Source organism: Chloroflexota bacterium, assembly GCA_014360805.1.
Taxonomy (GTDB): Bacteria; Chloroflexota; Anaerolineae; order DTLA01; family DTLA01; genus DTLA01.
This window is the reverse complement of the sequence record JACIWU010000029.1, coordinates 21,474-34,846: the sequence shown is the minus strand read 5'-3', so window position 1 is coordinate 34,846 and position 13,373 is coordinate 21,474. Positions and strand designations below refer to the sequence as shown.

Below are 13,373 nucleotides of genomic sequence, written 5' to 3'. Positions count from 1 at the left end.
TGCGGGAAGCCCTCGTACGCCGAGGCGCGCGGCGCGCTCGCCCCAGACAGCAAGTAGAACTCATCCGAGGGGTGGACGAAGCGCGCTCCAAACTCACGCGCGAAGCGCCCCCTCAACTCCCGCGCCTGCCGAAGAAGCGCCCTCGCCTCGCTCTTCCCGTACCGACGGATCGCGGCACGCTGGAATCGGGTCACGCCCACCGGCACCAGCGAGACCGACGCCACGGCGGGATACAACGCCGCCAGGTCGGCAATCGTCCGCTCCAGCACCGGCCCGTCGTTCACGCCGGGCACCAGCACCACCTGCGCGTGCACCTCCACGCCCAGATTAGCGAGGCGCTGCAACTGCTCGCGAATGTCCGGAATGTTGGTCCGGCCCAGCAGCCGCGAGCGGATCGCGGGATCGGTCGCATGAACCGAGACATACAGCGGGCTTAGCCCCTGCACCTCAATGCGTCGCCAGTCGGCCTGGGTCAGGTTGGTCAGTGTAACAAAACTGCCCGTCAGGAAGGATAGACGATAATCGTCATCCCGCACGTACAGGCTCGGCCGCAGCCCTTTGGGCATCTGGGCCACGAAGCAAAACTCGCAGCGGTTGTGGCACACCCGCAGGCCGTCAAAGAGCAGGGTCTCAAACTCCAGGCCCAATGCCTCGCTATAGGCCCGCACGCCCCTGACGGTTTGAACCCGCCCACCCCGCGCGAATGTCAGTTCCAGTTCTTCCTCGGACGCATAGAACTGCACGTCAAGGACATCGCGCACGGGCGCCCCGTTGATGGCGAGCAAACAATCGCCGGGCGCCAATCCAAGTCGCCCGGCAAAACTCGTCGGCTCAACGCCGATGATGCGGCCGCAAACCGTGCGTGCGCTCATGCTGCCGTATGCTGCCTCAATACGTCCGGTTCGGTATCATAGCGGATATAGCGCGAGGTGGCCTCGGCAAGGTTGCTGTAGAACCCGCGGTATCTCTCCGGCAGCATGGCCGCCAGAATGTACATGGCTTCGGCCGTCATCTGCCGAATCGCCTCGCGGTCAATCTTGCCCGTCGCCTCGTAGTCAAAACGGAACGGCCTGCCCACCATCATGTGGAGTTCTGCCCGCCGCAGGCGCAGCAGGCTGGGGATCACTTGCTCCTGTCCCCAGATCGCCACAGGCACGATGGGAGATTTCGTCCGAACTGCCAGCAGCGCCATGCCGTCCTTTGCCTTCCCCAACCCCCGCCCCCTGCTGCGGGTGCCCTCGGGTGAGATGAGCAACACGCGCTCGCTCTCCAGAACCCAGGTCGCCCGCGTCAACGCGCGGCGGTCCACCTCGCCGCGATTGACCGGAAACGCGCCATACAGGCGCATGAGTGGCCCCAGCAGCCACGAGCGCAGGTTCTCCACCTTCGTGAGAACCTCAACTTCGCGCGGCCAGAAGGCAGCCGCCAGCGGGGCGTCCAGAAAATTGACGTGGTTGAACATCAGAATCTGGCGGCCCTCCAGGGGGACATTTTCCAGCCCACGCACGTCCAGCCGCGTCAACAGGCGAAACGCAAGCCGAAGCAGCCAGTTCAACGCACGTCTAGTCCACATCTTGCCCCTTCTCCTCGCAATCCCAATTCTCCACCAGATCAAGAACCCGCTCCAGAACGCCTTCCACGGATAGTTCCGTCGTATCCAGGTACACGGCATCGTCCGCCTTGGTCAGCGGAGCCACGGCCCGCTCGCTGTCGTATCGGTCGCGGCGGCGGATGGCCGCGAGCACATCTTCAAACTTGGGATTTGCCCCGCGCGCGCGCATCTCAAGCATCCGACGGCGCGCCCGTTCCTCCGGCGTGGCATCCATGAATATCTTGAGATCCGCTTCAGGCAGGACCACCGTCCCGATATCCCTGCCCACCATGACGATTCTCCCCTGCTGACCGATCCGCCTCTGCTGCACAGTCAACGCCGCGCGAACCCCCGGATAGGCCGAAACCGGCGAAACTGCCGCATCCACTTCGGGGCTGCGAATCTCCCAGGTGATGTCCTCCCCGTCGGCACGAATCGTGTACGGCCGCCCATCGTCAACATGCGGCCGCTCAACTGTGATGACCACGTCTCGCGCCAGTTGCGTGATCGCCTCCTCGTCCGATATGGGAATCCCTCGCGACAGTGCAACCCAGGTAACAGCCCGGTACATCACCCCTGTATCAAAGAACACATAACCCAGATGGTTCGCCAGCAATCCTCCAATAGTGCTTTTGCCCGAAGCAGAGGTACCATCAATGGCGATGATAGACGGTAATGGCACTTTCACTCCCCATAACACAGATTTCGTTCAGGCGCTACGCTCCCCGCCGCCCCGCTTGCGTCTTGGACCGGCAGAAGCCTCGTCGCCTTCCTTGACTCGCTTGTCCGAGCGGACTGCCTCTCGCAGGGCTGCGACTTCCTTGGGCGTCAGCGCCCGCCATTCCCCCGGCGCAAGTCTGCCCAAGTGCACCGGCCCGATGCGCACCCGCACCAGCGCCCGTACCGGATGCCCCAGCGTCGCCGCGATGCGCCGTATCTGCCGCTTCTTGCCTTCCTGCATGACGACCCGGAGCCATGTGTCGCCGCCCTCGGCCCGCAGGATGCTAACCTGCGCCGGTCGCGTCTTCACGCCATCTAGCAGGATGCCTCGCGACCACGCCCTGAGGACTTCCTCCGACGGACGGCCTGCCACCCGCACCCGATACTCGCGCTCGTGCCCATAGCGAGGGTGCAACAGGCGATTGGCCAAGTCCCCGTCGTTGGTCAGAAGCACCAAGCCCTCGCTGGTGAGATCCAGCCTGCCAATGGCGAAAAGATGCCCCTGATGTGGCACCAGGTCTAGCACCGTCTTGCGGCCGCGCGCGTCCTCCGTGTCCGACAGAAAGCCTCGCGGCTTGTTCAGCGCCAGATAGACCAGCGTCTCGGGCATCTTCACGCGCTCGCCGTCCACGGTGATCACCTGCCGGTCCGGGTCCGCTTTCTGCCCGAGGACAGCCACGCTCCCGTCCACACGAACCCGACCCGCGGTAATCAGTTCTTCACAACTTCGGCGAGAGCCGTACCCAGCCCGCGCCAGTATCTTTTGGAGGCGCTCCTCTTTCATGCAAGTCAATTCCGGCAGAGGTGAACTTCGCGCCCATTGTAGCCCGACATCGCATTGCGGTCAATTCTGCACGGCAGAACGAGAGCACGGCGCGAATTAAGGTATCTTTGACGTGCCGGCCTCAAATCGCTACAATTCGCAAGAGATCCGACGGAGAGCAACACATGCGAGGGCGAACCCCCAACCGAGAGGCCATACGCTACATCACCGTTCGCCGCCGCGTGGAGCGCCTCTTGAGCCTCCTCCGCGGCCACAGCGACGTGGTGATCCTGACCCACAACGACCCAGACCCTGACAGCATCGCGTCGGCCTGGGGACTCGCATGGCTGTTGGAGTCCACCCTCCAATGTCAGGCCACCATTCTGTATGGCGGGATGATCGGCAGAGCCGAAAACCGCGCCATGGTGGAACTCCTCCGCATCCCGCTCAAACGCGCCACCGACGCCGATCTAGACGTGGAAAAACCCGCCCTTCTCGTGGACACACAGCCGGGAACCGGCAACAATATCCTACCGGCATCCCTTGCTCCCCTAGCCGTCATTGATCACCACCCCCTTTCCGCTGGTACTGTCGCCGTCCCGTTTCGCGACGTCCAAACGCGTTTCGGCGCGACGACAACGATCGTTACGCGATACCTGTGGGCAATGTCCGTGGAGCCGCATCCTCCCCTGGCCACCGCCATGTTCTATGGCATCAAAACCGACACCCTGGGGTTGAGCCGAGAGGCCAGCCGCGCCGACGCGCTGGCGTACCTGTACCTCCACGAACGCGCCGACTTGCAGACCCTCGGAGCCATAGAGCGCGCCCAGTTGTCCCGCGACTACTTCGCCATCATGGGGCGCGCCTTGCGCCGAGCGCGGCTCTACGGGAACGTCGTCGTTACCACTTTGGACACTATCGGTCATCCGGACATGGCGGCCGAAGTGGCAGACCTTCTGGCGCGTTTGCAGGGAGCCGTGTGGGTGCTCAGCATCGCGGTCTTCGGAGATGAGGTCGTGCTCTCCCTACGGACCACCAGTCCGGACCTAAACGCCGGAGAGGTTATCCAGCAACTGGTCGCCGGAAGCGGAAGTGCAGGAGGCCATGGCTTGGCCGCAGGCGGGCGCATCCGATTCAGCGGAAGCCCTGTCTCTGCCCAGAATCGCCTGGCGAAGCGATTCGCCGAGATCATGGGCTTTTCCCCATCGGACGGAAGGCCGCTCATCTGACGCCACTGCCATTGCGAGCGAGCCATCGCAGACCGGTTGACAACCCCGACGGGAGACGTATAATCAAATCCAGGAAGCCTTCATCAAAAGGCCAGGAGGATTACCATGAATATCTTCAACCGCGTGGTCGTCGTGTTGCTGCTGATCGCGATCATCCTCATCAGCGCCGCCGTGGTCGTGCTGCCCAAGCAGGCGCTTACCGTCGCCGGGGAGTTCGTGTTGGCACTGGAGACCTATGTCTCCAGTTTCCAGGGCTGGCTCCTCATGACCATCGCGCTCTTGGGCGTTGCGGCCCTGTGCGTCGTCCTGCTGTGGCTAGAACTGCGACGCCCTGCCCCCAAGCATGTCCGCGTGGAGAAGATCAGCGGCGGCGAAGCGCGCATTGCCGTGGAATCCGTCGCCCAGCGCCTCCAGTACAACCTGGACCAACTGCCCCAGATTGTCTCGGTGAAACCGCACGTATCCGCAAGGGGCAAGCGGGTGGACGTTACGCTGGACATTGAGACTACGCAGGACGTCAACATCCCCGCCAAGACCGAGGAGATGAGCCAGATCACCCGCTCGGTCATTGAGGAGCAGATGGGCCTGACACTGGGCAAGATGATTGTCTCGGTGCGCCACATGTCCGTGCCGCCCCTGGACAAGCGACAGCCCGCGCCGGTCGCGCCCACACCCAAGGCAGCACCCGCCGAGCCGCAGGCAGCACCGCAAGAGGCTCCCCCGCCAGCACCAGAGCCTCCGCAAACCTAGTAGCCAATCCGGCCGCTTGCCCGGAGGGAATGGTCGCCGACTTCCAGCGACTCCAACCGCACGTAGGGCCCCGTGTCCGCGATGGTATCGGTGATGATGCGACTCGCCAGGTTTCTAGCCCATCCGGGCAATGCAATCCCGGCCAGGCAGGCTTGCTCCACCGAAACCTGCAGCGCCTGGCCGCTCAGCGAGACGTGCGCATGGACCTGAACCCGAAACGAGAACACGAGCACGCGGGTGATCACGCCGCTAAAGTGTACGTGATCGGGCGAAAACCAGACCACCACATCTCGGGCCGGTATCCCAGACCACATGGCGGCCGTGTAGGTGATCCAGGACGTGAGTTCCTGCGAAGTCGTCTGCAAGGCGAATTCGCCCGTCCGACCCTGAAGGTAAGGCTGCAGCCGCGCGTCCAGCGACTGCGCCAGTTCCTCGGAGTAAGCAATCTGGGGCGGCGCGCCGCACGCGGGAGTCGCCTCTGCCCGGGGCTTGCAGGCAGCGATGGAAACGCAAAGCAACGCCAATGCCAGCAGTGAGAGTTTTCGCATCACGACTCGCTCCACAAGGACCGGCTTGACATCATACCACGGAGGCATGACACTGACAAACGAACACGTGCCTGCAACAGAAGATTCTGCCCGCAGTCTGCCCGCGCGGATTGAAAGCCTCTTGTTCGTGGCCGACCGTCCGACGCCAACCGATGTCATCGCCCAAATCCTGGAGACCAGCGTGGAGGCAGTGGAAGAAGCACTGCAAACACTTGACCGGCAACTGGCCACCCGAGGCATTCGCCTCCAGCGCAAGGGTAGCCTGGTGCAACTGGTCAGCATGCCCGAAGCCGCCCCCTATATCCAGCGATTCTTGGGACTGGAACTGAGTGGGAAACTGACGCAGCCTGCGCTGGAGACGCTGGCCATCATCGCCTATCGGCAGCCGATAACGCGCGCGGCCCTGGAAGCCATCCGAGGCGTCAATTGCGACGGAGTCCTGCGAACCCTGGTCTCCAGGGGGTTGGTGGAAGAAGTCGGCCGATTGGAGCAAGCGGGCAGGCCGATTCTATACGGGACAACCTTTGAGTTTCTCCAGTACTTTGGCTTGAAGTCCCTGGAGGACCTCCCGCCGCTAGACCTGCCCGAGGGGAACTCCAACCACAGACCGGGCACGGACACGCCGCCGGAGCCCCACTGACCTCGCCAGGCAAAGCAAAGAGGGACATGCCCGTGGGCGTGTCCCTCTTCTGTTCTTGCAAGGCACCGCTGTTTGGTCGCCTACCTCTTGGAAGGCCACCAGTTGCGCTCACGGAGCAGTCTGGCGATGCCCGGCACCAGGATTCCCCGTATCACGAACGTATCCAACAGCACGCCGAAGGCCACGCTGGCGCCCACCTGGAACAGCATCGTCATGGGCGAAAGCATCATCGTCGCGAACGTGCCCGCCAGCACAATGCCGCACGATGTGATAATCGCGCCCGTTCGGGACGTGGCGGCGATTAGCCCCTCCAAAAACTCGGCCGACTCAGTCTCCTCGCGCACGCGCGACATGAGGAAGATGTTGTAGTCCGCTCCCAGAGCCACCAACAGCACCAACACGATGGTGGGAATCAGCAGGTTCACCCCCTCCTGCCCCAGCAGCATCTGGAACACGAATACGGTTACGCCCAGCGTGGATCCGTAACTCAGGAGCACGGTCAGCACCAGGTACGCAGGCGCCACGATGGAGCGCAACAGGGCAATCATCACCGCGAACACACCGATGGCGATCAGCACTAGCACCTTCACGAAATCCTCATTGGAGACCTGGCGGATGTCGGCGAAGGCGACCGAACTTCCTGTTATGTAAACTTCGCTCCCCGTGCCTTCCACCGCCTGGCTTGCTACCTTGCGAACCTTCGCGCTGAGATCCAGCGCCGCATTGGAATACGGCTCAGGCTCAAGGATGACGTACAGCCGCGTCGCCGTGCCATCCTCCGACACGAACGCCTTCTCCAGAGCCTGCGCTGCCGGAGTCAGAGCAAACAGCGCCTTCGGGTACAGATAGGCCGACTTGCCCTCAAACCCGCGTTGCACCTCAGCCAGGCTCGTCGCCAGCGCCTTCACGGCCGCGGCCAACGTGCTCACATCTGGCCCCGCGCCGGCGGACAGCCCCGTCGCCATGTACCGCGCGTCGGGCGCTTTCACCTCAAAAGCCGCGCGAAGGTCCAGCAGCGACAACCCGAAGTCCTCCACCTTGCGTGCCAGTTCCCCTGGGGCCGTCATGCCCGCCAGCAGATTCTTCGGCACGAAACTCGCCTTCGGGTCGCGCGCTGCGAAAGCATCCGCCAGGCTGCGCATGGCCTGGGCCATGCCGGTAACCTCCGCCTTCAGTGCCGAGAGCACGGCCGGCAGATCGCTCATGGGCACTTGCCCGCCCTGCAGTTTGCTCGCCGCCTCGGCCATCTTGGCAAAATGCTCACCGGTCGCCACAAAGGCAGGATCGGCCACAACCCAGGTGTACCGCTCGGCCAACTCGGCCATGTAACCCTGGAGCGCCGCCATCTGTGCCGACGTGTCCATCTGCATCAGCGACGCGGGGTTATCCAATTTCTTGGCCAGCGCATCCAGGCTGTCGGCAATCATGCCAATCTGCCCGGACACGAACAGCCCCTTCTGCACCTGCTCCCAGGCAGCGGCGATTTCCCGCACGCCCGCCAGCGCCTTCGTGTAACTCTCCTCGGTCTTGACGAATGGGTAGGCCTCCCCCAGCCCTATCAGGTACTGCTGTAGCATCTCCAGAGTCCCCGCGTACTGGCCCAGTGTCTCCGGCGTAGCCGTCAGCAGTGGGCTCCGCAGACCAGTTGCGAGCATGCCAACCTTCTCGGCGATCGTTTCCAGTTGCGCCGTTACCAACACTTGCCGCTCCAGGCGTGCGACCTGGGCCTGCAGGTCTTGCGCAGCAGCAACCGCGCCGCTGTAGGCAGGCAGGCTCTTGACCTCCGGATACGCCTCCCCAAGTTGACCCAGATACGCATTTATCGCAGCGGCAAGCGCGATGGGATCTGAACCCGTCGCTGGGGCACCCTGGCCGCCGCCCAGGCCAACCGCAGCATCGCGCAGGCCGTCCGACAGCAGCGCCAGTTGCCCGGCCACCGTGAACAGCGCCGCGCCGTCAGAGTCGCCGGTCGGCGTGAGCAGGCTACGAACGCGCAGCACACCTGGAATTTGCCGAACCTCCTTCACCGCCGCGTCAAGCGTGCCCAACTCATCTGTGATGTCTCCATCCTTCGCCAACAGCATCACCTGCGTGGGGAAAATCTCGCCGGGGTCAAAATGTCCCTTCAGGGTCTCAAACCCCTTCGCCGAATCCAGGTCCCGCGGCACGTCGGCCAGGATGTCAAAACTCCGCACCATCCTGGGCAAAGCCGCATACGGGATGAGCAGGCAGATGATCACCACCGGCACAATCCATGCTGCATTTCGGCTCACATTGTGTGCCAGGTCGTGCCAGAACCCGCGTTCGGGATGTTCCGCCTCGTTCGTGAACGGCCAGAAAAGCCGCGTGCCCATCACCGAGAGCAGCGCCGGCGTCAAGGTCAGGCCCGCCAACAAAGTGATGAAGATGCACACCGCAAGCCCGGTGCCCAGCGTGCGGCTCATCCCGAAACTCGCCACGTTCAGGAACAGGAACGCCAGGATCACCACCGTCGCGCTGGCCGCGATGACCATGCCGATCTTCTCCATCGTCCGCACGCCCGCCTCAAAGCGCGTGGGCTGGCGATGGAGTTCCTCGCGGAACCGAGACACGATGAAGAGACAGTAGTCCGTCCCCACGCCAAAGATGACCACGACGGCGAATATGTCCATCTGTGTGCTCATCTTGACACCGGCCTGGGCCAGAAATCCCAGCACTCCAGTGGAGACAAGGTAGGCCACCCCAATTGTCGCCAATGGGACCAGCGCCGCCACGGGCGAACGATAGATCACCAGCAGAATCACCACCACGAGGGCGATCGTGGCCCACGTTGTCCGATCCAGACTGCGTTTTACCGTCTCCAGGGTGTCGCGGGCGACAGACGCGGAGCCGGCCGTATACACCTCAAGCCCGGCCGGACTGCCTTTCAGGTACTCGCGAATCCGATTCACCGCTTCGTGAGTGGGTGCCGAAGACACCGCCGTGGAGAACTCAACAGACATGAGCATCGCCGTACCGTCGGCGCTCCGCAACATCGGTTCCAGTTCAGGGTTGGTGAACACCGAGATGACTTTGGACACCTCGCTTGGAGCATCGGGGGAACGCAGCCAATCTTCCACGTTGCGCGCATACGTCAGGTCCGCATCTGTAAGGCCGGCAGCGCGGAAAAACACGATGGTGTCGCCAAGCGCAGAATCCTGGGGGAACTTCTCGGCGATCAAGCGCCCTGCCTGCACCGACGGCGCACCCGACGGCAGAAAGGCCTCCTGATCCGTGATTCCCACCTTCGCGAGCGGCGGCGCGAACGCAACCATGAGCGCAGCCAACACCGCCCATACGACGACAACAATCCAGCGCTTCTGGAAGGCGAACTGAGCCAACTTCCGGAACATCTTCGCACCTCCTCAGTCTCTTATCGCGGAATCAGTCCGTTCAGAGCCAGATCCACCGTGTGCAGGACGTCCTCTTCACCAATGATTAGGTCAGGCCGCAATAGTGTGCGCGTTACGAAGATATTCATCATGCCGACCAGCGACAAAGCCGTCCGCGTCGCATCTACAGGCCGGAATTCTCCCCTTGCGATACCCTCCTGAATCAGGGCGACGAAGGGTCGTAGCACCCCTTCGCCACGTTTGTTCGCCAAGTCCGGTATCTCGCCTTCAAGGTCGCCGATGTCGCGAAAAAGCAACTGGAGGAGCGACAGGCGGCGGTGCAAGGCCTCCAGGTAGCACCGCACCAGCCGAGATAGCCGCTCAATCGCCGTGCCGGGGATGGCGCCGGCTTCATCCAACGCGACTACCAGGCGCTCCAATTCGCGGTCCAGCACCTCCAGATAAAGGTGCTTCTTATCCTGAAAATGATGGTAGATGGCGGGCTTGCTGATGCCACACTCGGCAGCGATCTCCCGCATGGAGATCGCGCGGTAGCCCCGCGTGGCGAACAGTTCCCCCGCCTTCTGCAGGATGCGCGCCCTGGTGGATTCCATCATGCCCATCCTCATAGACTTGTGCTGACCGACCGGTAAGTCAATCTGGACAGACATATTCTAGCCGTGTGCAGGCCCGACGTCAAATTGCACGTGCGCGCATCTTCCGCTCACTCCCCACCTGTGGCACCGGAAGCGACAGGGGTTGAAAAGGCTCAACGCAGTTGGCAACACGCCCAACTGCGTGTATAATCCTCCCGTGATCACCTCAGGAGGCAAGCGTATGGAACCCGTACTCGTTGGCGTCATCGGCGGAAGCGGTGTCTACGAAATGGAGAACCTGACCCAGATTGAGGAGATTCGCCTCAAAACCCCCTTTGGCGATCCCAGCGACGCGATCATCGTCGGCACCCTGGAGGGCGTGAGGGTCGCATTCCTGCCCCGTCATGGGCGAGGGCACTACATCTCCCCATCGGAGTTGCCCGCCCGCGCAAACATCTACGCCCTGAAGAGCCTGGGAGTGCAGCGCATCATCGCCATCAGCGCCTGCGGTAGCATGAAGCAGGAGATCGCCCCGCTTCACATCGTCATCCCCGACCAGATCTTTGACCGCACCAAGGCACGCCCGAGCACGTTCTTCGGCGACGGGGTCGTGGTCCACATCAGTTTCGCCGAGCCGTTCTGCCCCGACATGCGCGAGAAACTCTACGTCGCCGCGCAGAAAGCAGGGGCCACCGTCCACAAGGACGGGACGATGGTCGTCATGGAGGGGCCGCAATTCTCCACGAAGGCAGAATCGCGCATCTACCGGTCGTGGGGCGTGGATGTCATCGGCATGACGGCGCTTCCCGAAGCCAAACTCGCGCGCGAGGCGGAAATCTGCTACGCCACCCTGGCCCTCGTTACCGACTACGACGTCTGGCACGAATCCGAAGAGGCCGTTACCGTAGAGATGATCGTGCAGAACCTCCAGAAGAACGTGGAAATGGCCAAGAGAATCATCCGCTTGGCCGTCCCTACGTTGGGCAGCCCGACCACCTGCCCGTGTCCCCACGCCCTGGAGAATGCCATCATCACCAACCCGGCCAAAATCCCGCCGGCCACCCGCCAGAAACTCAGCCTTCTGCTGGACAAGTACCTGAAGTAGCCTGACCCACCCGCGCATAGAAAAGGCCCTTCCGACTGGGAAGGGCCTTTGTGCGTCCCACCGCGACGCCGCCGCTAGAAGTCCACATATTCCTTTCGCACAATCTGCTCCGGCGAAACGCTCATGATCTCCAACATCTCGCCGATGAGTTGTGCCTTTGCCAGAGCGTCCTTCGCCGACCAGGTGCGGCTCTTCACCTCAAGAAACAGGTCTTCATACGCGGGCTTGAAGAGCCGGTCGGCGTTGACTTCAAAATCCACGCCCTTGTACTGAATACGCCAGCGGCGCCGCTCCTTGTTCACCTCCTTAATGCGGTCAGGCTGGAAGTACTCCCTGTAGAAACGTAGCGAGCGGTCGGCAACGGCGCTGAATCGCGAGCGCGACAGAATGACGGAATTCTCATACACCCGCTCCAGAGTTGGCCCCCGCAGCGTCAGGCCGTAGCGGGGCGCCAGCGAACCATCGGGCTGGATGACGTTGTCCTCGCGATACCGAACGTGGCCCTTGTCCGCATCTTCAAACAGGAAGTAGGTATCGTACTGGCGGCGCACGCTTTCGCGAATCACGCTGACATCCCTGTGCCCTAGCAAGTGCCGCAGGGCGCTCTCATCGGGCAGCCGCACCTTCACCTGCACCTCAAAAGTCTCCTGCTGCTCCACGCCACCGATGCCCACGATCTTGTCCACCAAATCCTCCTCGCGGGCTGCCAGAAAACGGTCAATTCGGGCCGCCATGGCCTCGGCGTCCGAGCGGACAGCGGCCACGTCTATCGTGAGCAGTTCTCGGTCTCGCATCAGGAAGCGCCCAGCGACAGCCACATCGCGCACGTCCGCGCTCTTCGCCGCGTACACCAACTGCGAGTACACGTTGTTGTCCGAAATTGCGAACTTCGGGGTTTCATGCACCGTGTCCAGGTTCACCACGACGATGTCGGCCCACTTGCCTGGCTCCAGCGAGCCGATTTCCGCATCCAGATAGAGAGTGCGTGCGCCCTCCAGCGTCGCCATCTCCACGGCAACCCGCGCGGGCAACGCCGTAGGGTCGCCCGACACGCCCTTGGGCAGCAGCGCCGCAAGCCGCATCTCCTCAAACATGTCCAGGTCGTTGTTGCTAGCGCACCCGTCGGTGCCAAGCCCCACGCTGACCCCGCTCTGACGCATGGCCATCACGCGGGCGATGCCGCTGGCCAACTTCAGATTGCTCGTCGGATTGTGTGCCACGCCGATACGCCGCTCGGCCAGAAGCCGCATCTCGCCGTCGGTTAGATGGACGCCATGCGCCACCAACATCTTGCCGACGAGCAGTCCCTGCTTCTGCATCCAGATGACCGGCGACTCGCCCAATTTCTCAACGAGTTCGCGCACCTCCAGGTCAGTCTCCGCGATGTGAATCAACTGCGGGACATCGTACTTCAAGCCCAGCATGGACGTAGCATGCAGAATCTCTGGCGTGCACAGATAGATGGAATGAGGCCCAAACGCGGGAGTGATAAGCGGGTGGCCATGCCACTTTTCCACAAAGCGCCGAGCATAGTCCAGGCTTTCGTCGTAACTCTCGGCATCCGGCGTGGGAATCTTCATGATGGTCTCAGCGCAGACTCCCCGCAACCCCGCCTCGGCCACCGTCTCCGCGACGGTGTCCTCGTAGTAGTACATGTCGGCCAGGCACGTAACGCCCGAACGGATCAGTTCCGCGCACGACAGCAACGTGCCCACGCGGCAGAAACGCTCGTCCGTGAACTCGCGCTCCACGGGCAGCATGTAGCCGTAGAGCCACACGTCCAGGCGCAGGTCATCCACTAGGCCGCGCAACAGGCTCATGGGCAGGTGCGTATGGGTATTCACCAGCCCAGGCATGACGACGCAACCGCCGCAGTCTCGGGTCTCCCTTGCAGCCCAGTGGGTGCGGACATCCTCCAACTTCCCCACGGCGACAATCCGACCATCGCGCACCGCCACAGCCCCATCCCGTATGACTCGGCGCCCGGCGTCCATTGTAACGACAACGCCGCCGGCAAACAGGATATCCGCATCCATTAGGTCGTCTCCTTCGGCAGAATGCACGCCGTCAAAACCAGGGCG

The 13,373-nt window shown here is 62.7% G+C and carries 12 protein-coding genes; 4 read left to right on the top strand and 8 right to left on the bottom strand.

What is annotated here, in order from left to right; translation table 11 throughout:
* From H5T65_06750 to H5T65_06735, 4 genes are all read right to left on the bottom strand, one after another.
* On the bottom strand, positions 1–872 hold an 872-nt coding region (locus H5T65_06750), incomplete at its 3' end, for a DUF512 domain-containing protein (protein MBC7258929.1).
* Complete coding sequence (locus H5T65_06745; GenBank protein ID MBC7258928.1) at positions 869–1,573, bottom strand: 1-acyl-sn-glycerol-3-phosphate acyltransferase; 705 nt, start codon at positions 1,571–1,573, stop codon at positions 869–871. The genes H5T65_06750 and H5T65_06745, both read right to left, overlap by 4 nt.
* Entirely contained in the window at positions 1,563–2,273 is a 711-nt protein-coding gene (locus H5T65_06740; GenBank protein ID MBC7258927.1) for a (d)CMP kinase, read from the bottom strand. The genes H5T65_06745 and H5T65_06740 overlap by 11 nt, the downstream gene beginning before the upstream one ends.
* Positions 2,274–2,300: 27 nt before the next feature.
* Positions 2,301–3,095, bottom strand: coding sequence for an rRNA pseudouridine synthase (locus tag H5T65_06735; protein MBC7258926.1), 795 nt, complete (start codon positions 3,093–3,095; stop codon positions 2,301–2,303).
* A gap of 164 nt (positions 3,096–3,259) precedes the next feature.
* On the opposite strand from H5T65_06735, the gene H5T65_06730 reads away from it, so the two are divergent.
* Together H5T65_06730 and amaP are read left to right on the top strand one after the other, a co-directional pair.
* The gene (locus H5T65_06730; GenBank protein ID MBC7258925.1) at positions 3,260–4,303 is read left to right on the top strand and encodes a DHH family phosphoesterase; all 1,044 of its coding nucleotides are present in this window, start codon (positions 3,260–3,262) and stop codon (positions 4,301–4,303) included.
* Between the two features lie 105 nt (positions 4,304–4,408).
* On the top strand, positions 4,409–5,053 hold the full coding sequence (gene amaP, locus H5T65_06725) for an alkaline shock response membrane anchor protein AmaP (protein ID MBC7258924.1): 645 nt from the start codon (positions 4,409–4,411) through the stop codon (positions 5,051–5,053).
* On the opposite strand, the gene H5T65_06720 is transcribed toward amaP, so the two are convergent.
* Positions 5,050–5,649, bottom strand: coding sequence for a hypothetical protein (locus H5T65_06720; GenBank protein ID MBC7258923.1), 600 nt, complete (start codon positions 5,647–5,649; stop codon positions 5,050–5,052). The two genes, amaP and H5T65_06720, sit on opposite strands and share 4 nt — an antisense overlap.
* On the opposite strand from H5T65_06720, the gene scpB reads away from it, so the two are divergent.
* Positions 5,648–6,241: an SMC-Scp complex subunit ScpB gene (gene scpB / locus H5T65_06715; GenBank protein ID MBC7258922.1), complete on the top strand. Its 594-nt coding sequence runs from the start codon at positions 5,648–5,650 to the stop codon at positions 6,239–6,241. The two genes, H5T65_06720 and scpB, sit on opposite strands and share 2 nt — an antisense overlap.
* Positions 6,242–6,321: 80 nt before the next feature.
* Here the strand turns inward: scpB and H5T65_06710 are convergent, their stop codons facing one another.
* Together H5T65_06710 and H5T65_06705 are read right to left on the bottom strand one after the other, a co-directional pair.
* On the bottom strand, positions 6,322–9,612 hold the full coding sequence (locus tag H5T65_06710; GenBank protein MBC7258921.1) for an MMPL family transporter: 3,291 nt from the start codon (positions 9,610–9,612) through the stop codon (positions 6,322–6,324).
* Between the two features lie 20 nt (positions 9,613–9,632).
* A complete protein-coding gene (locus H5T65_06705; GenBank protein ID MBC7258920.1) occupies positions 9,633–10,208 on the bottom strand; it encodes a TetR/AcrR family transcriptional regulator in 576 nt (191 codons plus the stop codon).
* Between the two features lie 220 nt (positions 10,209–10,428).
* Here H5T65_06705 and mtnP point away from each other — a divergent pair, with 220 nt between their 5' ends.
* A complete protein-coding gene (mtnP, locus tag H5T65_06700) occupies positions 10,429–11,292 on the top strand; it encodes an S-methyl-5'-thioadenosine phosphorylase (GenBank protein ID MBC7258919.1) in 864 nt (287 codons plus the stop codon).
* A 74-nt stretch (positions 11,293–11,366) separates the two neighbouring features.
* On the opposite strand, the gene H5T65_06695 is transcribed toward mtnP, so the two are convergent.
* On the bottom strand, positions 11,367–13,328 hold the full coding sequence (locus tag H5T65_06695) for an amidohydrolase family protein (GenBank protein MBC7258918.1): 1,962 nt from the start codon (positions 13,326–13,328) through the stop codon (positions 11,367–11,369).
* Between the last annotated feature and the right edge of the window lie 45 nt (positions 13,329–13,373).